Raw genomic sequence first — 17426 nt, 5'->3', positions numbered from 1 at the left:
CGATGACCGCCCGATAGCATGTCAGCCCGCACGAGGAACGCCATGCCCCAGGATCCGACGCAATTTTCCGCGAGCGAGCTGATCGCCGCCTATCGCTCCAAGGCGCTCTCGCCGGTCGAGGTCGTGGCCGCGACATTGAAACGGATCGGGGAGCTGCAGCCGCATTTCAACGCCTTTCGCGCCGTCGACGCCGAGGGGGCGCTGGCGCAGGCGCGAGCCTCCGAGGCGCGCTGGTCGAAAGGCGCGCCGCTCGGCATGCTCGACGGCGTGCCGGTGGGCTTCAAGGATTTGCTGAACGTCCGCGGCTTTCCGACACGCAAGGGAAGCCTTGCGACGCCGGACGTCGTGCAGCAGGAGGATTCGCCCCCGGCCGCGCGTCTGCGCGAATCCGGCGCGGCGATATTGGGCAAGACGCAGACCGCCGAATTCGGTCTCAAGGGACTGACCGAGACCCGGCTCGCCGGCGTCACGCCCAACGCCTGGGATCGCAGCTACGTCAGCGGCGGCAGCAGCGGCGGCGCCGCTGTCGCGGCGGCGCTCGGCCTCGGCGCGCTGCAGGTCGGAACCGATGGCGGCGGCTCCATTCGCAATCCGGCCGCCGTCAATGGCGTCTTCGGGTTCAAGCCGACCTTCGGCCGCGTCGCCGGCTATCCGCATAATGGCTCGCTGTTCCATATCGGCCCGATCACGCGGACGGTGACCGACGCCGCTCTGCTGCTGAACGTCATCGGCAAGCCGGACGCTCGCGACTGGACCAGCCTGCCGAGCGACGGGCGCGATTGGACCAATGGTCTCGACAGCGGCGTGAAAGGATTGCGCATCGCCTATAGCCGCACGCTCGGCTATATTCAGGTCGATCCGGGCGTCGCCGCCGTCGTGGACCGCGCGGTGGCGCGGCTCGCCGAATTGGGCGCGATCGTCGAGGAGGCGGACCCCGGCTTCTCCGACCCGTCCGCGATCATCGACGCGATCAACGCCGAGCGCGCGATCCGCCTGCGGCGCGACATCGGCGACGCCGGCCTCGAGCTGATCGATCCTGCTATACGAAAGCGCGTCGAGCGGCTGGAGCGCTACACGCTCGCCGAGGTCGTCGAGGCCAATGAGCGCCGCGCGGAGCTCGGCATAAGGCTGCGCCGATTCCACGAGAAATATGATCTGCTCGTCACGCCCGTGCAGTCCAAGCCCGTTCCGCGCCTCGGCGTCGCTCCCGAGACGCCCTTCGCCGTCCCCTTCAACATCACGCAGCAGCCGGCCGCCTCCGCGCCCGCCGGCTTCGACAATAATGGCCTGCCGGTGGGGCTCCAAATCGTCGGGCCGCAGTTCGGCGACGCGACGGTGCTGCGTCTCGCGAGGGCGTTCGAAAAGCTCCAGCCTTTCCCGACGCCGCATCTCGATTGGCTGAGCCGCCTCTGAGGCGGGACGCCTCAGCGCGCGGAAGAATCGATGAGATGGATCGACCAACGCGCGATCTTGCGCACATCGGGGTCCGAGTCCTCGGCCAGCAGCGAGAGGTGGCATAGCGCCTCGTGGCGGCGAATTTCGCCGAGCGCCGCGGCGACCTCCTTGCGCAGATTGCTCACCGGATGCGTCGCCAGCGCCCCGAGCGCTACGACTGCGCCCCCGGCGCGCAGGCGCCCCAGAGAGCGAGCCGCTTCGAGAGCGACCTGCCAGACGTCGTCGGCCAGCGCTGCGATCAGGGACGCCTCGGCGCCGGCCGCGCCGGCTCTTCCGGCGAGAGACGCGGCGGTTTCGCGAACGCGCCAATGCCGGTCGGCGAGACCGTCGAGGATCGCCTCGAGGATCATGGAAGCCGGCGCGAAGGCGAGCGCCGCAAGCGCCGCGCGCCGCACCTCGAGATGATCGTCGCGTCCTGCGCGGATCAGCGCCGCCGTCGTCGTCTCGTCCTTCAGATAGGCCAGCGCGCCGATCGCCTCGCGCCGCACCTGCGCGTCCACATCGTCGAGCGCGCGCAGCGCCGGGACGAGCGTCGCCGCGACACGAAGGCCGCGCAGGCCGCGCCAAGCCGCCGCGCGGACATCGGCGCGTTCATGGCCGACGAGCGAGAGCAGCGGCGGAGCGGCCTCGGGCGCGCGAAATTGGCGCAGGCTGGCGTCGGCCGCGGCTGCGACCTCCGCATCCTCGTCGAGCAGGGCCTCCGCCAGAGCGCTCGCCGCCGCGGCGCCGTCGAATTGCTCGAGCGCGCTCGCCGCTGCGCGCCTCACGCCGGAGTGCGGATCGCGCAGGGCCGCGACGAGCAGAGCCTCGCCTGCGGGCTCGCCGCTCTCGGCGAGTTCCACGACGGCTATGCGCCTCGCGTCGGCGTCTTCACTCTGCAGCCGCTCCGCGACATCGTCGAGATCGACGCCCTGCTCCTCGAAAAAGCTCCGCTCGGCCATTCTCTTCACCGCAAGAGATAGGGGATCGACACGGCGATCGCCTGCGTCGGGCAATCGAGCTCGCAAGGCAGGCAATACCAGCATTCGTCGTATTTCATATGCGCTTTTCCCGTTTCAGGATGTATGCGCAGAACATCGAGCGGGCACACGTCCACGCAGATCGTGCATCCCTTGTCGGCGATGCATTTTTCGGGGTCGACCGTGACCGGAAATTCGGATGGATTTTCCGCGAAGGACATCGAAGCCTCAGTTGCGGGCGAGAATGCGAAGCCGATCATAAGCGTCGCGCTCCGCGGTCTCGACAGGAATGATATAGGGATCGACGGCGCGCTTGCGGCAGGCGATGGCGCCGCTCGCATCCTTGTAGAGCTGCACATGACAGAACCATTCGTCGTCGTCGCGCTCCGGATAGTCGAGACGATGATGATAGAGGCCCCAGCGGCTCTCCTTGCGATAGAGCGACGCCGCGGCCGCCATCTCCGCGCAATCGAGGATCGAATGCACCTCGAGCGCGCGCATGAGCTCATGCGCGTCGCGGGCGACGAGACGCTTCAGATCATCGCGGATCTCGGCGAAACGCTTCTGCGCGATCTCATATTTGCGCGGCGATTTGGGCGGCTGCAGATAGTCATTGACGAAGCGCCTGATCTTATATTCCACCTGATTGGCGGGAAGCCCCGTCGCATTGCGCAGCGGCGCCCTTGTGCGCTGCCGCTCGGCCTCGATCTGGCCGGGGTCGAGCTCGGCGAGATCGGAGTCGCGTGAAAATTCGGCCGCATGCTCTCCGGCGATCGCGCCATTGACGAAGGCGCCGAGCATATAATTGTGCGGCACGCTCGCCATATCGCCCGCCGCATAGAGGCCCGCGACCGTCGTGCACGCGAATTCGTCGACCCATACGCCCGAGGCGCTGTGTCCGGAGCAGAAGCCGATCTCCGAAATATGCATCTCGACCATGTCGCGGCGGTAGTCGGTTCCACGCCCGGCATGGAACTGCCCGCGCGACGGACGCTCGACCTTGTGCAAGATGCCTTCGACCTCCGCGATGGTTTCGGGCGCGAGATGATCGAATTTGAGAAACACCGGCCCGCGGCCGCTCTGCAGCTCGCGGTAGAATTCGAGCATCATCTGCCCCGACCAATAGTCGCATTCGATGAAGCGCTCGCCGCGGCTATTGGCCGTATAGGCTCCGAAAGGCCCGCCGACATAGGCGCAGGCCGGACCATTATAGTCCTTGATGAGCGGGTTGATCTGGAAGCATTCGAGATTGGTCAATTCGGCCCCCGCGTGGAAGGCCAACGCATAGCCGTCGCCGGAATTGGCGGGGTTCTCATAGGTTCCCCAGAGATAGCCGGAGGCCGGCAGGCCGAGCCGTCCCGCCGCGCCCGCGGCGAGGATCACCGCCTTGGCGCGAATGACGAGGAGCTCCGCGCTGCGGCTATTGACGGCGATCGCGCCAGCGATGCGTCCGTCCTTCGCGGTCAGCAGGCGCGTCGCCATGAAGCGATTGGAGATCAGCACCTGCGCCTTGCGCAATTGACGATAGAGAATTTTCTTGACGGAGCCGCCTTCCGGCATCGGCAGCACATAGGTCCCGAGATGATGGACCTTCTTCACGTCGAAATCGCCGTTCTCGTCCTTGAGGAACTTTACGCCCCATTGGTCGAGCTCGCGGATCATGTCGAAGGAGCGCTCGGCATAGGCGAGGAGCGCCTTCTGATAGACGATGCCGTCATTGGCGATGGTGATCTCGCGGACATATTGCTCCGGCGTGGCGAATCCCGGAACGACCGCGTTGTTGAGCCCGTCCATCCCGATGGCGATCGCGCCGGAGCGCTTCACATTCGCCTTCTCGAGAAGGACGACGCGAAGCGCCGGATTCGCGGCCTTCGCCTTATAGGCGGCGAGCGGGCCGGCCGTTCCTCCGCCGATCACGAGCACATCGGCGTCGAAGACGGAGTCGGTGTCAAGGTTCTGGCTCACATCGCCTCTTTCGGATCGCTTCGCCCGCGTCGAGCCCGTTGCGTTTCATTCACCTATTAGTCTATATATTGTCTATGCTTTCGACCAGCCTTAATTCACGCCCGAAGGCCGACCCTCGACCCGCTGCCACCGGCGCGGGCGTGGGGCGCGTCGAATTGCGCGAGGTCACCGTCGCTTATGGCCGCGGCGCCGGGCTCACCGAGACGAGCCTCGTGATCCGGCCCGGCGAATTCTTGTGCCTCCTCGGGCCGTCGGGTTGCGGAAAGTCGACGGCGCTCAATGTGATCGGCGGCTTCGTCGCGCCGACGTCCGGTATGGCGCTCGTCGATGGCGAACGGGTCTGCGGACCCGGCCCGGATCGGGGCGTCGTGTTCCAGCACTATTCGCTCTTTCCCTGGAAGACCGCGCAGGACAATGTGGCCTTCGGCCTGCGCATGCGCGGCGCGTCGACCGCCGAGGCGCGCCGCCTAGCGCTTGATTATCTGTCGTCTGTCGGGCTCGCGCGTTTCGCGCGAGCCTATCCATCGACGCTATCGGGTGGAATGCAGCAGCGCGTCGCCATCGCCCGCGCGCTCGTCACTCGACCGGCCGTGCTGCTGATGGACGAGCCTTTCGGCGCGCTCGACGCGCAGACCCGAGCGCTGATGCAGGAGCATCTCCTCGAGCAATGGCGCGATATCCGCAACACTGTCGTCTTCGTCACCCACGATCTGGACGAGGCCCTGTTTCTGGGAGATCGCGTCGTGGTTCTCAGCGCGGCGCCGGGACGTGTCCTCCTCGACTTGCGGATCGATCTTCCGCGGCCACGTCCGAGGGAGGTCCATGCAAGCGAGGCCTTCAACGAGGCCAAGGTTCGGTGCCGGGACCTCATCCGTTGCGAGAGCCGGCGCGCTTTCGAGCGAGCGGAAGCGCTCGCATGACGGGCGCGCCGAGACTTCGCGCGCGCCCGAGCGCTGGCTCGGCCGAAGCGGCCTCCTCGAGCTCACGCGTATCCTGGCGAAGATGGACATTGCGCGCTTTGTCGGTGCTGACCCTGTTCCTGCTCTGGAACGGGGTGTCGGCGGTCAGGCTCCGGTTGCCTTTCGTCTCCTTCGCAAACCTTCCCGCGCCGGCCGAGGTCGCGGAGGCCTTCCTCGCGCTCGCGAACACGGGAAAGCTCCAATCGCACATCGCAGCGAGCCTCACGCGCGTGCTCGCTGGCTATTTTCTGGCCGCGACGGTCGGCGTCGTGGTCGGCGTGCTCGTCGCGCGCGGGCGATCTATCGAGGATATCGTGATGCCGACCTTGGAGCTCGCGCGTCCCATTCCCGCGGTCGCTTGGATACCGCTCGCCATTCTGATGTTTCCATCGTCGGAAGCGTCGATGATCTTCATCACCTTCACCGGCGCGCTGTTTCCGATCCTGCTCAACTCCATCGACGCGGTCCGCGAGGTCGACCGCCGGCTGATCGCTTCTGCCCGTTCGCTCGGAGCGAACGAGACGACGATCATCCGCGAGATCGTGATCCCGGGCGCGATGCCCGGCGTCGTCACCGGTCTGTCGATCGGCATGGGCACATGCTGGTTCTGCCTGGTGACGGCCGAAATGATCTCGGGACAGCTCGGCATCGGCTATTACACATGGGAGTCCTACACTTTGCAGAATTACCCGGATATCGTCGTCGGCATGCTCGTCATCGGCGTCCTCGGCTCGGCGAGCAGCGCCGCCGTGCGTGGCCTCGGCGCAGTCGTCATGCCATGGCGACGCAAAAATTCATAAATCGCTCGAAACCTCGAGGAGTCGATGTCGATGATGCCGATCGCGCGTCTCTTGCTGCTGGCGATGTTTCTCGCGGCGCCGACGAGCCAGTCCACCGCCGAGACGATCCGCGTCGCGATCGGCGTGCAGGACACGACGATCAATTGCGCGGCGGGCGGATTGCTCATCCGCGAGCTCGGTCTTCTCGACCGCTATCTGCCGCACGACGGCAAATACGCCGGCGCGACCTATGACATTCAGTGGAAGAATTTCACCAGCGGCGCGCCGATCACCAATGAAATGATCGCCGGCAAGCTCGACTTCGGCGTGATGGCGGACTTTCCCGGGGCGCTGAACGGCGTCGCCTTCAAGAAGGCGGGCAAGCGCAGCAAATTCATCGTGGCGCTGTCCGGTAGCACGAAGGGCAGCGGCAATGGCGTCGTCGTCCCGATCGGCTCCCCCGTCCAGTCACTCGCGGAGCTCAGAGGAAAGACGATATCGGTCCCATTCGCCTCGACGGCGCATGGCATGCTGTTGCGCGCGATCGCCGATCTCGGCTGGAACCCCGACCGGGACGTCAAGATCGTCGCGCAAGCGCCCGAAGTCGCCGGCTCGGCACTGCAGAGCGGCCAGATCGATGCGCATGCCGGATTCGTCCCGTTCGCGGAACTCTTTCCCTATCGAGGCGTGGCGCGAAAAATTTTCGATGGCTCGCAGGCGGGAGTTCCGACATTTCACGGAACGCTCGTCGACGGGGTCTATGCCGAAGCGTATCCGGAAGTCGTCGTCGCCTATCTGCGCGCCGTGATCGAGGCGACGAGGCTTCTCGATGAGGAGCCCGAGAAATACAGCGAGCTCATCGCGAGGGCGACCGGAATCGAGGCCCCGGTCGTCTATCTTTTCCATGGCCCGCTCGGATTGCAGAGGCGCGATCTCGTGTGGAGCAAGGAGTTCCGACAGGATCTCGCGACGTCGATCGACACGCTGCGATTGCTCAAGCGAGCCGACGAGGGGCTCGACCTCGAAACCTTTATCGACGATGCATTGATCCGCAGGGCGATGAAGGAAGCGGGACTCGACTATGAGTCGCGTTTTTCGGCCGGCTTTGCCGCGCCTGCGCTGACGGAAACATCCACTGGCAACCCGATCGCAGGCGTCTTACGCGCGACAGAGATTTGGCTGACGGACGAACCCCGAGTGTGGCGATTTTCATCGCTCGAAGCCGCATTGGCGGCGCTCACGGAGGGGGAGCGGCAGGGAAGAACCGCACGCGCAATTTACGCCTGGGACCGCGTGAGCGGAGTCAAGCTCTTTGCGGATCGTGCCTGGTTCGTCTCGGAACCGGATGGTCGATCGAGCGCCTTTCTCTCGAGCGCCGCCGCCTCTGAATTCGCCCGTGGCGTGAACGGCGCTGTCAGAACTTTCACAGAGGCCAAAGCCAGAGCGCTCGGCCGGATTTCCGAGCCCATCGACCCGTGACCGAGCCGAGTCGCCCGAGCCCGCGGCGGCGCGCACTTCGCTGTCGCGCCTATTTCAGCTCGGGAAAGCCCAGCTCGGCGGCTTCGCGCTCGAATTCCGTCAGACGTTCGTAGGCGTCGACGTCGGGCGCGGAAAAGCCGGCGAGCTCCAACGCATCGCGCATGCCGGCCATCTGTGGATCGTCCATAATCTCATGCAGTGTCTCGGCAATAGCTGCCGCATCGGATTCGCTCGTGTTCGCCGCAGTCACATATGGCAATGACGGGCTAGATACGGTCTCGTCGAGAATCCGATATCGTTCGGCGTTGACGGGGCGGAACTTCTTGAAAAATCCCCAGGTCACATTGTCGACCGAGCAGATATCGATGCGTCCCTCGTCGAGACGTTCGAGACTCGCGACATGCCCGCCGGTCATGACGACGGAGGAAAAGAAGGCCTGTCCTCCAGCAATCCGCGCGAGAGACAGTCGCGGCAAGTTCATGCCGGAGTTCGACAGCAAGCTGTTGCACCCGAATATCCGCCCGCGCATGTCTTTAAGACATTCGGCGGGATCATCGCTTCTGACGATGAAGAAGGCGCGATGAGTGGATCCCACGCATCCGGGAGTCGAGTAATGCGGCGTTCCAAGCACGCGTCCTTTGTCGCGGTGATGCTTGAACAGCGGATAGCCGCACGTCTGGGTGAAGAATACCCCCGGCCCGAGGCCCTCCGAAACCGCGCATCCTTCGGTGTGGAACTCGATGTCGGCGGTTTCGACGCCCTTGGCGCAAAGCCCGAGCTGCAAGGCCGTCCAGAGGGCGGCATTCGCGGCTGCCATCTCGGGAAGACAGTACATCGGCAGGCTGGCCGTCCGCCGCGATGGACGCGCTGCATCACGTCGCATGCGTACGCAACGTGATGCGCGGCTGCGTCGCAGGGCCGGGCTCGAGCACAGCCGCGTCAGACAATGAATTCTCGCTGGCGCGGCCGGGCGGGTGGATCGGGATGAAATTCGGCGTGGTGAGCCATCGCCGAGCGATCTCGCAATAACCTCGAAACACGAAGCCGCCGTTGTGCGCTTCGATGCGCGCACGATGCCGGCGCCAGACATGGGGCAATTTCCACCATGACACCGTCGGGAAGAGATGGTGAACGGCATGGAGGTTGTTCCACAAGAACAGAAGCCCGAACACCCAGTTCGATTCGACCACGGCAGCGCGTTCGCTCGCCCGCTCGCTCCAGCGGTGCTCGGTGAAGCTGCGCATCATGCCAAAGACAAAGCTGCTATAGGTGAACTCAACGAGATACGACCAAACGGACATTTCGAATACCCGCGTCACGAGCAGCAGCACCAAGGCCGAGCCGATGCAATGGCGAAGCCAAATGCCGGCGTTTGCCGTGTCGCCGGCGATCATCTTGCCAGCTTCGTCGATCAGGAGCCGCGGCATTTGCAAGAACGGACCGATGAACAGCCTTCCCAAGAAGGTCTGGTTGACTGTGAGCAGCCCCCTCCACAGATCGCCATGCTCTTTCCAGTCCTCTTCCTTGTTATAGTACGATTCTGGATCCTGCCCTGGATAGGTGACATAGCGGTTGCGATGGTGCTGCGAATGCAGCCTCCTATAGATTTCGAAAGGGCACCACACACCGATCGGCGCCCAGACGAGCGCGCGACGCAGCCCCTTCGGGATCCCGCGCATGCCGTGAATCGCCTCGTGCTGCAAAGAGGAATGCCACTGCACGACGTAGCCCGCCAGCGGAGCCGTGATCCACCAAGGGACATGTTCATGAGAAGCGAGCAGCAATAGCCAGCTGGCATAGATCGCCGCCGCAACCAGGAGCGTCGGCCCTTCATGCTGCTCGAACCACGAGTTCGCAGCCGCATCTCGCGAAAGGGCGAGCTTCAGGCCTTGCGACGCTCCCTCCGAGCCGACTAGGGATTTGTCGCCGCCAATTTCGGCTTCATGATCTGGAATGAAGTGCGAATCTGTCAAGCACAGGTCTCCCTTGTCATGGCGATGCACTCACCATCAGCGCAGGCCATCCACCGTAGCGACGACCCGGCGCTGAGATTATGCGGAAGCCTGCTTCCCGGGCGCCTGCGCGGCGCTGTCGTCCGGTGTGGAAGGCACCGCTTCCGATACGACACTGAATATATAGTAATTCGGTAGACAATGTCATTTTTTTGGCCTCCGCCCGGGTCATGGGCGGCAGATCGGCGATCGCGGTCGGATTTCGGCCGGCGTCAGCTCGGGCGTCGCGGAGCCCCCGCCCGCCTTATCGCGCCGACTTGTCTTCGCCAGCAGGTCAGTCGCCAGGAGCAAAAGGCGCGAAGCCGTTTCGATTGGGCATCACGATTTTGGGCAGAGTCGCGGCGTCTACCGTCGCGTCCTCGCCGATCACGCCATTGAGATGAAGAAGATAGGCCGTGACCGCATAGAGGTCTTCGTCGCGCAACGACTTCGGCGCGTCGAAGGGCATCGCCCTGCGCACATAATCGAAAACGGTCGTCGCATAAGGCCAATAGCTGCCGACGGTCTTTGTCGCCGGCTTTTGCCCCGCGAGCGCGCCGACGCCGCCGACCAGCCGATCATTCGGCTTGCCCTCGCCCTTCTCGCCATGGCAAGCGACGCATCTCGCCTCATAGACCACACGGCCCTCGCGCGCCGTTCCCGAGCCCGGCGGCAGGCCTGCGCCGTCCGGGCCGACGCTGATGTCGAAGCGCGCGATTTCGCTCGGCGTAGCTGGTCGACCGAGCTCCGGTCCTTCGGCTCGCGCGCCCGCGCACGCCAAAGCGAGCAGCAGCGCCAGAGCGGCGGCCTCACGCATAGACATGCGTCACCCTTCCGCTCGCAGCCACACCCCAGCTCGCGACCCCGTTGAAGTGGTAGAGCGCTCGCGCGCCGCGACGCGCGAGCAGCGCTTCGCGCGTCGGCTGCACATTGCCCTCCTCGTCGGTCGCGCGGCTCTGCAGCACGGCGGGTCCGCCATCCCAGCGCCAGCCGAGCCGAAAGCGCGTCAGCGCCTTCGAAAGGATCGGTTGCTGCAAATGCGCCTCGGCCCAGCTGCGGCCGCCGTCGGCGGACACTTCCACCTTGACGATGCGGCCGGCGCCCGACCAGGCGAGGCCGGAGATCTCGTGGAGCCCCGGCTCCTTCAACGACAATTCGGGAGAGGGCTGGGTGATGACCGATTTCACCTCCGTGCCGAAGACGAACTGCAGCGCCGAGCCGTCGGGCCGCAGCAGCGTATATTTCGCCGTCTCGTCCCGCGTCATCACCGGCGTCTCGACGAGCTTCAGACGGCGCAGCCACTTGACCTGCATATTGCCTTCGTAGCCCGGCAGCAGCAGACGCATCGGATAGCCGTTGGACGGGCGGATGCGCTCGCCATTTTGATAGAGCGCGATCAGCGCATCGTCCATCGCCTTGGCGATCGGCACGCTGCGGCTCATGCCGGCCGCGTCGCCGCCCTCGGCGAGGACCCAGAGAGCGGTAGGATCGACGCCCGCTTCGTCGAGCAGCGTGGACAGCCTCACACCCGTCCATTCGGCGCAGGAGACGAGGCCGTGCAGCCGCTGCGCATCGGCGTCCAGCGCTTCGGTCTGATAGAGCTGCGCGCTATTGCCGCCGCATTCGATAAAGGCGATGCGGGACTCCATAGGATAGCGCGACAGGGTCTCGAGCGAGAAGACCAAGGGGCGCGTGACGAGCCCATGAATGAGCAGACGGTGCTTGTCGGGATCGATGTCCGGAACGCCGCTGTGGCTGCGCTCGAAATGCAAGCCATTGGGCGTGATCATTCCCTGCAGCCGATGCAGCGGCGTGCGTGCGGCGCCAGAGCCCGGCGCGTTCGGCGGATTGGCGAACACGCGGGCGACGCCGGCCTCGAAGCGCGAGGGCTGGCCATAGCCGGTGAAGGGCGAGCCCGGAGCGGTCATCCACGGCTCGACCGCGAGCCCCTCGGCGCGCGCCGGCTCCGCCGCGACTGCCCCGGCGATCGCGGCGCCGGCGATGAAGGCCCGGCGATGCATGAGGCCTGCGCCCGCGGCCTGCTCGAGGTCGGGCGTCGGCGTCCTTCGTCTTCGTTTCATTTTCATCGTCTCGAAAATTCGCCGGACGGCGCGCGGCACCGGCGGGTGATATTGTAAGGGAGTCGACGCCGACAAGCGTGAAACGAAATCGACGCCCTCATCCTGCTTGCGACGCCGACTTGCGCTGCGGCTCACTTCTTCGAGGATTTCTCGCTCCTCGTCTTGTCGAAGAAGCGCGAGTCGAAGAGGCCGTCGACGCTCGGCGCCTTATCGACCACGCCGAGCGTCGCCTGATAGGCGAGCAGAGCCTTGGTCGGCTCGGTGATCGCTTTCGGATCCACGACAAAACGGACGGCGGGGGACGACAGCGATTTGCGGATGGTCGCGCCATCGACAATGCCTTTGGACAATGCCGCTTCGACATGAGGCGCAGCGCGATCGGGATCTTTCTGCAGCTCCTCCACAGCGCGGACGAGACCGCCGACCAGCGCTTGAACCAGCTTCGGATGTTTCTCGAGGAAATCCGCCGAGACCGCGGCCACCGTGCCCGGCTGACCTGGAAACAGCTCCGAGCCGCCCGCGATCAGCGCTATTTCAGGGTTCGCCTTCTGCACGATCGTCAGAGTCGGCTCGCGCACGGTCGCGGCCTCCACGGCGCTCGCGAGCAGAGCCTGCTGCGTCGCGTCTATGCCGATAGAGACGACCTCGACGTCGGAAGGGTCGGTATGCGTCGCCTCGCGCAGCCAATATTGGAGATTGGCGGCCGGCACCGAGCCGGGCGGCTGGGTGGCGATGCGGGCCGGCCGACCATTGGCGGCCCGGAAGGCCTTGAAGGCCGCCGCCGGCGCGACGCCCTTCTTGAAGAAGGCCTCGAGCTTGGGGCCGCCGACGAGCACATTCTCGTCCACCGCGAGGGCCGCCACAACGCGCAGGTCGACGCCTTTCGCCCGTCCGGCCGCGGCCGGAGCGATTCCCCCGATGTAGATGTCGATGCCGCCGCTCGCCGCCGCCTGAACGATATTGGGGCCACTCTCGAAGATCTTGGTCTGCAGCTCGAGTCCGCTCTCGCGGAGCCAGCCTTCCTTCTCCGCCACAAACAGAGGGGCCGCGCCGATGACCGGGATGACTCCAACGCGCGCGGTCACCGTCTCGGCAGCCGAGCCGGTCGCATGGAAGGCGATGGCCATGGCCATCGCGACGAGCTTCTTCGACATTAATCGTCCTCCTCTCGGCTCGCAACGGGCGCGAGTTTGCGTCAAGATAACGATATAGTCTATAGTAGAAATAGACTGAAGGAGGGCTCGATTGTCGAATGAGGAGGATAGGGCGCGCCCCCCGTTATCGGGCTCGCGACCCTTGGCGCCGGTCGCGCCGGAAGGTCTCTATGACAAGATGAAGGAAGCTCCCTTCGCCGGCCGGCTCGCTTGCAGCCTCGAGGAAGCGGAGGCCGGATCCTGGCGGGAGATCTTGCTCGACTATGAGGTGGGCGCGAGCGGCGTCGCCGATGGCGCGACCTTAAAGGTCACGTTCAAATTCTATTCCGACTGGGCGCTGTTCCAGACCGCCGATCCGAAAGGCGCCGATTATCTCAGCGTCGACTATCAGGCCGGCCCGCTGGCCCCCGGCCAATCGCCGGCGAGCGTGCAGCATCTCGCGGTCCGCTTCGACCAAAAAGGACATGAGCGGCCTTATCAGAAGGCCGTGATCGTCGATGTGATCGACGGCTATCTCAATATGGGCGACCACATCGTCATCCGATTGGGCGATCGCCGCGCCGGCGGACCGGGCACGCGCCTCCAGACCTTCGTCGACGATGATTTTCGCTTTCGCACCTATGTCGATCCGCTGGGCACGTCGCGTTATGTCGCCGTGCCTGGCGATGTCTCGCTGCGCATCGTCGCCGGTCCGCCGGCGCGGCTGTCGCTCGTCGGCCCGCGTTTCGCGCGGCCCGGGGCACACGCGCCATTCCGCCTCTCTGCGCTCGATCGCTGGGGGAATATCGTCCGCGATTGTCCCGGCTCCCTCCGACTATCGATCCTCGCGGGCGCCGAGACGATCGCGTCACGCGACCTCGCCTTTCCGGTAGAAGGCTGGGCGAGCGTCGCGATAGAGGATGTCCCGACCGACCACGGAGACGTGACGCTGGTCGCCGAGCCCGACGCGCATGGGATTCCCACGGCTTCGGCCTTTCTCTCGGTCTTCGCCGATGCGCCGGCGCCGCGCGGCTTCTACGCCGATCTGCATGTTCATGCGCATGACACGGTCGGAACGAACAGCCCTTCCTACAACGCCGCCTTCGCGCGCGATGTCGGCGGCGTCGACGTGTTCGGCTATACGGCCAACGACTTTCAGATCACCGACGCCAATTGGCGCGACGGCGTCGCGGCGGTGAACGCGCTCGACGCGCCCGGGCGCTTCGTGACCTATCCGGTGCAGGAATGGTGCGGAAGCTCGACGGCGGGCGGCGACCACAAGGTGATCTTCCTCGGCGAGGAGGAGCCCGACTTTCCCTATGACGCGCAAGGGCGGCACAATCGCACCCTGTCCTGGAACGAGGACATGAAGTCGCCGAAGGTCGAGCTCGGCCGCTGGCCGGTGAATGAGCTGTGGGACGCTTATGGCCATTCGCCGGAAACCCATCTCGTCGTGCCGCATGTCGGCGGGCGACGCTATATCGCCGATTGGCACCACCCCGAGCTCGAGCGCCTCGTCGAGATCGCCTCGGCCTGGGGCCATTTCTCTTGGCTCTATCGCGATGTGATCGCCCGCGGCTATCGGCTCGGCGTCTGCGCGAACAGCGACGAGCATCGCGGACGGCCGGGCGGCGGCGCGCCCGGCGTGCAAGTGTTCGGCGTTCGCGGCGGGCTGACCGGCGTTTTCGCCGAAAGCCTGGACCGCGCCGCGATCGGCCGCGCATTGCGCGCGCGCCATAGTTTCGCGACGACCGGCGAGCGGCTCGCGCTCATCGTCCGATGCGGGGATCGCCTCCAAGGCGACGCCTTCGAGAATGAGGGGCCGGCCGAGATCGACTATCGCTTCCTCGGCGACGCCGGCTTCGACGAGATCGCCGCCTTCGACCATGAGGGGCTGCTCTGGCGCCGAAATCTCCACGCCGAGCTCGGCTTTTCGCGGACGCGCGCCCGGCTGCGCTGGGGCGGCGCGCGAATAAAGGATCGCTATCGCTGGGCGAGCTGGAACGGTCGTCTGCGCGTGCAGGGCGCCGTGGTGCGCGGCTTCGCCTGCGTCGGCTTCGAGCATGACGAGGAGAACGCCTGGCGCGCCGGCGCGACCGACATCGCCTTTCGCTCGGAAACCTATGGCGACGCCGATGCGCTGGAGCTGGAAATCGATGATCTTTCCGCCGCGCGCTTTCTCGTCGAGGGAACGATCGGCGGCTTCGTGAAGGTCGGCGATCCCCGCTTTCCCGCGCCTTTCGTCCATGCGCCGGAGTTTCGCTTCGAGGCGACCGGCCGCGAGCTGATCGAGAAAGGCGAGCTGCGGCTCGACCTCGGCGGCGTCGAGCTGTTCCTCGCGCTCGAGCGTCTCGCGGACGCGCCGCTGCCGCGCGACATCGCGGGACGCTTCACGGTCGAGCCGCGCAACGGGCCGTTCGGATTTCGTCCGGTCTATCTGTTCGGCCGTCAGCGCGACGACGCGAAAGTGTGGTCGTCCGCGCAATTCATTACCTTTGTCGGCGGGCCGAACGAGAGCGAAGCGAGATGAAGCAGCGTCTCGCCGCCCTGCTGGGCCTCGCGCTGTTCCTCGGCGCATGGGAGCTCGCTCCCCTGCTCACCCCGGGAGCGCATGCGCTTCTCCCCGTCCCCAGCCAATTGCCCGGAGCCTTCTGGCGCGAGTTCCAGAACGGCGTCTGGCTCGCCTGTGTTGGCGCGAGCCTGTCGCATTATCTCATCGGCCTCGGCGTCGGCGTGGCGCTCGGCGTCGCGGCGGGCGTCGCGACCGGCGTGCTTCCGCCGCTCGAATGGATGACGGCCTGGATCACGCGCATTCTTCGCCCCATTCCCGGCCTCGCCTGGATTCCCTTCGCCATTCTCTGGTTCGGCGTCGAGGAGAAGGCGGCGGTGTTCATCATCGCCATCGGCGTGTTCTGGATCGTCTATTTTTCCGCCCACGGCGCCATTCGCAATGTCGATCGCGATCTCATCGAGGTGGCGGCCGCCTTCGGCTTCAGAACCAGCTGGGAGAAGCTGGTGAAGGTGCAGTTTCCGGCGAGCCTCCCCGGCATTCTCGTCGGCGTGCGCACCTCGCTCGGCCAGGCCTGGATGGCCGTGGTCGCCGCCGAGCTGTTCGGCGTCGCCGGCCTCGGGCAGCGGATGAACCAAGCCTCCAGCCTGCTCGCCACCGATATCGTCGTCGTCTACATGCTGACCATGGCGGCGCTCTACGGCTTGATCGACATGGCATTCATCTTCGCGCAATCGAGGCTTCTCACATGGAAGGCGTGATGGCGCCGCTCATCGAGATCGAGGGGCTGGCGCTCGGCTATGAGCACGACGGCGCCCATGTCGCCGTGCTGGAGCGGCTCGATCTGACGATCACGCGCGGGGAATTCATCGCGATCCTCGGCGCCTCCGGCGTCGGCAAATCGACCTTGCTGCGCGTGCTGATCGGCCTCGCCGCGCCTTCGGCCGGCGCATTGCGATTCGACGCGCGATCCGATTGCGCCATGGCGCTGGTGTTTCAGGATGCGCGATTGCTTCCCTGGCGGCGCGTCGAGGCCAATGTGGCGCTCGGCCTCGAAAAGATGAAGCTTTCGAAAGCGGAGCGCCACATTCGCGCGCTGGACGCATTGCGCGGCGTCGGGCTCGAGAACTATGCGGAGCGCTTTCCGCATCAGCTCTCCGGCGGACAGAGGCAGCGCGTCGCCCTCGCCCGCGCGCTCGCGGTGCAGCCGGACCTGCTGCTGATGGACGAACCTTTCTCCGCACTGGACGCGCCGACGCGACAACGCCTGCAGGACGATCTGCTCGAGCTCTGGCGCGAGACCGGCAAGACGGTCCTGTTCGTCACGCATGACATCGATGAAGCGGTCTATCTCGCCGACCGCGTGATCGCCCTCGGCGGCCAGCCGGGCGAGGTCCGCGCCTCCATCACGATCGACGTCGCGCGTCCGCGACGACGCGCCGACCAACGCTTGCGCGACATCGCCTCCCTCGTTGAGACGAAGCTGCGCAGCGAATGATCGCGTTCACGCGCGGCGAGACTAGCGACTCGCGTCATCCGCCGAAGAGCGAGCCTGAACGCTTGCTCTTCGAATCGATTGACGCGGAGGCCTCCGGCTGCAGTTAGATGAATCTCCTTTACCGCGTCATCGGTGCGGCGGGCGCGCTCGTCTGCGCGAACGCCGCCTTCGCCGCCGATCTACCGTCGCGCGGTCGCCGAGAAGATCGCGGTTGTGCAGCGTCGCGCGGCGGCATTTGAACGCGCGCCCCGCTTCGGAGTGCGGCTTCACGCGATCGTGCGCGAGACGGAGGACGAAGCCTGGGCGGCGGCGGACTCTCTCATCAGCCGCTTAGACGACGGGGCGATTGCCGAGGCGCAGCAGACATTCGCGAGAATGGACTCGATCGGCCAGCAGAGAATGCTCGAATTGCGCAAAGGCCATGGGCGCACGCGCGCGGACCTCGAGATTAGCCCCAATCTCTGGGCCGGCGTCGGATTGACGCGGGGCGGCGCAGGAACGGCGATCGTCGGCAATCCGGCGCAGGTCGAGGCGCGCTTGCGTGAATATGCAGCGCTCGGCGTCGACAGTTTCATCCTAAATCCGGGCGTTTCCCCTTTGAAGGGATGAGGCGAGAGG

The 17426-nt window shown here is 65.6% G+C and carries 15 protein-coding genes and 1 pseudogene; 8 read left to right on the top strand and 8 right to left on the bottom strand.

The annotated features are described in order from the left end of the window. The first annotated feature begins 42 nt into the window (after positions 1–42). The gene (locus K3F48_RS18200; protein WP_222576847.1) at positions 43–1413 is read left to right on the top strand and encodes an amidase; all 1371 of its coding nucleotides are present in this window, start codon (positions 43–45) and stop codon (positions 1411–1413) included. 11 nt (positions 1414–1424) lie between these two features. On the opposite strand, the gene K3F48_RS18195 is transcribed toward K3F48_RS18200, so the two are convergent. The 3 genes from K3F48_RS18195 to K3F48_RS18185 are packed head-to-tail and all read right to left on the bottom strand — an operon-like array spanning position 1425 to position 4379. Next, on the bottom strand, positions 1425–2396 hold the full coding sequence (locus K3F48_RS18195) for a HEAT repeat domain-containing protein (protein ID WP_222576846.1): 972 nt from the start codon (positions 2394–2396) through the stop codon (positions 1425–1427). A gap of 5 nt (positions 2397–2401) precedes the next feature. Beyond that, positions 2402–2635: a ferredoxin family protein gene (locus tag K3F48_RS18190; RefSeq protein ID WP_222576845.1), complete on the bottom strand. Its 234-nt coding sequence runs from the start codon at positions 2633–2635 to the stop codon at positions 2402–2404. 7 nt (positions 2636–2642) lie between these two features. Beyond that, entirely contained in the window at positions 2643–4379 is a 1737-nt protein-coding gene (locus K3F48_RS18185) for a fumarate reductase/succinate dehydrogenase flavoprotein subunit (RefSeq protein WP_222576844.1), read from the bottom strand. A gap of 140 nt (positions 4380–4519) precedes the next feature. Here K3F48_RS18185 and K3F48_RS18180 point away from each other — a divergent pair, with 140 nt between their 5' ends. From K3F48_RS18180 to K3F48_RS18170, 3 genes are read left to right on the top strand one after another with little or no spacing between them, the layout of a single operon-like run. Then, positions 4520–5299 carry an ABC transporter ATP-binding protein gene (locus tag K3F48_RS18180; protein ID WP_370631449.1) on the top strand — a complete coding sequence of 260 codons (780 nt, stop codon included), beginning with the start codon at positions 4520–4522 and terminating at the stop codon, positions 5297–5299. Next, positions 5296–6138: an ABC transporter permease gene (locus K3F48_RS18175; RefSeq protein ID WP_222576843.1), complete on the top strand. Its 843-nt coding sequence runs from the start codon at positions 5296–5298 to the stop codon at positions 6136–6138. The genes K3F48_RS18180 and K3F48_RS18175 overlap by 4 nt, the downstream gene beginning before the upstream one ends. Before the next feature lie 33 nt (positions 6139–6171). Then, on the top strand, positions 6172–7596 hold the full coding sequence (locus tag K3F48_RS18170; RefSeq protein WP_222576858.1) for an ABC transporter substrate-binding protein: 1425 nt from the start codon (positions 6172–6174) through the stop codon (positions 7594–7596). Positions 7597–7645: 49 nt separating this feature from the next. On the opposite strand, the gene K3F48_RS18165 is transcribed toward K3F48_RS18170, so the two are convergent. The 5 genes from K3F48_RS18165 to K3F48_RS18145 all read right to left on the bottom strand — a co-directional run bounded on the left by K3F48_RS18165 (position 7646) and on the right by K3F48_RS18145 (position 12822). Next, the gene (locus tag K3F48_RS18165) at positions 7646–8413 is read right to left on the bottom strand and encodes a phosphate/phosphite/phosphonate ABC transporter substrate-binding protein (RefSeq protein ID WP_255609325.1); all 768 of its coding nucleotides are present in this window, start codon (positions 8411–8413) and stop codon (positions 7646–7648) included. Between the two features lie 55 nt (positions 8414–8468). Then, positions 8469–9569: a fatty acid desaturase gene (locus K3F48_RS18160; protein ID WP_222576841.1), complete on the bottom strand. Its 1101-nt coding sequence runs from the start codon at positions 9567–9569 to the stop codon at positions 8469–8471. 313 nt (positions 9570–9882) lie between these two features. Next, positions 9883–10410 carry a c-type cytochrome gene (locus tag K3F48_RS18155; RefSeq protein ID WP_222576840.1) on the bottom strand — a complete coding sequence of 176 codons (528 nt, stop codon included), beginning with the start codon at positions 10408–10410 and terminating at the stop codon, positions 9883–9885. After that, a complete protein-coding gene (gene soxC / locus K3F48_RS18150) occupies positions 10397–11668 on the bottom strand; it encodes a sulfite dehydrogenase (protein ID WP_222576839.1) in 1272 nt (423 codons plus the stop codon). The genes K3F48_RS18155 and soxC overlap by 14 nt, the downstream gene beginning before the upstream one ends. 131 nt (positions 11669–11799) lie before the next feature. Further along, positions 11800–12822, bottom strand: coding sequence for an ABC transporter substrate-binding protein (locus K3F48_RS18145; protein WP_222576838.1), 1023 nt, complete (start codon positions 12820–12822; stop codon positions 11800–11802). A 91-nt stretch (positions 12823–12913) separates the two neighbouring features. On the opposite strand from K3F48_RS18145, the gene K3F48_RS18140 reads away from it, so the two are divergent. From K3F48_RS18140 to K3F48_RS18125, 4 genes and pseudogenes are all read left to right on the top strand, one after another. Next, complete coding sequence (locus tag K3F48_RS18140; RefSeq protein ID WP_222576837.1) at positions 12914–15331, top strand: DUF3604 domain-containing protein; 2418 nt, start codon at positions 12914–12916, stop codon at positions 15329–15331. Beyond that, entirely contained in the window at positions 15328–16071 is a 744-nt protein-coding gene (locus tag K3F48_RS18135) for an ABC transporter permease (protein ID WP_222576836.1), read from the top strand. Before K3F48_RS18140 ends, K3F48_RS18135 begins: the two co-directional genes overlap by 4 nt. Beyond that, positions 16059–16808, top strand: a complete 750-nt coding sequence (locus K3F48_RS18130; protein ID WP_222576835.1) for an ABC transporter ATP-binding protein — start codon at positions 16059–16061, stop codon at positions 16806–16808. The genes K3F48_RS18135 and K3F48_RS18130 overlap by 13 nt, the downstream gene beginning before the upstream one ends. A gap of 189 nt (positions 16809–16997) precedes the next feature. After that, positions 16998–17390, top strand: a pseudogene (locus K3F48_RS18125) (LLM class flavin-dependent oxidoreductase); the annotation flags it as partial. Positions 17391–17426: the final 36 nt, after the last annotated feature.

This window comes from Methylosinus sp. Sm6 (assembly GCF_019802345.1).
Lineage (GTDB): Bacteria > Pseudomonadota > Alphaproteobacteria > Rhizobiales > Beijerinckiaceae > Methylosinus.
Note: the sequence above shows the minus strand (reverse complement) of the source record. Positions and strands in the feature narration are given on the sequence as shown.

Bases quoted from the DNA above. Each gene is read 5' to 3' on its own strand.
- K3F48_RS18200 (WP_222576847.1), top strand. From the start codon at position 43: ATGCCCCAGGATCCGACGCAATTTTCCGCGAGCGAGCTGATCGCCGCC.
- K3F48_RS18195 (WP_222576846.1), bottom strand. From the start codon at position 2,396: ATGGCCGAGCGGAGCTTTTTCGAGGAGCAGGGCGTCGATCTCGACGAT.
- K3F48_RS18135 (WP_222576836.1), top strand. From the start codon at position 15,328: ATGAAGCAGCGTCTCGCCGCCCTGCTGGGCCTCGCGCTGTTCCTCGGC.
- K3F48_RS18170 (WP_222576858.1), top strand. From the start codon at position 6,172: ATGCCGATCGCGCGTCTCTTGCTGCTGGCGATGTTTCTCGCGGCGCCG.
- soxC (WP_222576839.1), bottom strand. From the start codon at position 11,668: ATGAAACGAAGACGAAGGACGCCGACGCCCGACCTCGAGCAGGCCGCG.
- K3F48_RS18145 (WP_222576838.1), bottom strand. From the start codon at position 12,822: ATGTCGAAGAAGCTCGTCGCGATGGCCATGGCCATCGCCTTCCATGCG.
- K3F48_RS18165 (WP_255609325.1), bottom strand. From the start codon at position 8,413: ATGGCAGCCGCGAATGCCGCCCTCTGGACGGCCTTGCAGCTCGGGCTT.
- K3F48_RS18175 (WP_222576843.1), top strand. From the start codon at position 5,296: ATGACGGGCGCGCCGAGACTTCGCGCGCGCCCGAGCGCTGGCTCGGCC.
- K3F48_RS18155 (WP_222576840.1), bottom strand. From the start codon at position 10,410: ATGTCTATGCGTGAGGCCGCCGCTCTGGCGCTGCTGCTCGCTTTGGCG.
- K3F48_RS18130 (WP_222576835.1), top strand. From the start codon at position 16,059: ATGGAAGGCGTGATGGCGCCGCTCATCGAGATCGAGGGGCTGGCGCTC.
- K3F48_RS18190 (WP_222576845.1), bottom strand. From the start codon at position 2,635: ATGTCCTTCGCGGAAAATCCATCCGAATTTCCGGTCACGGTCGACCCC.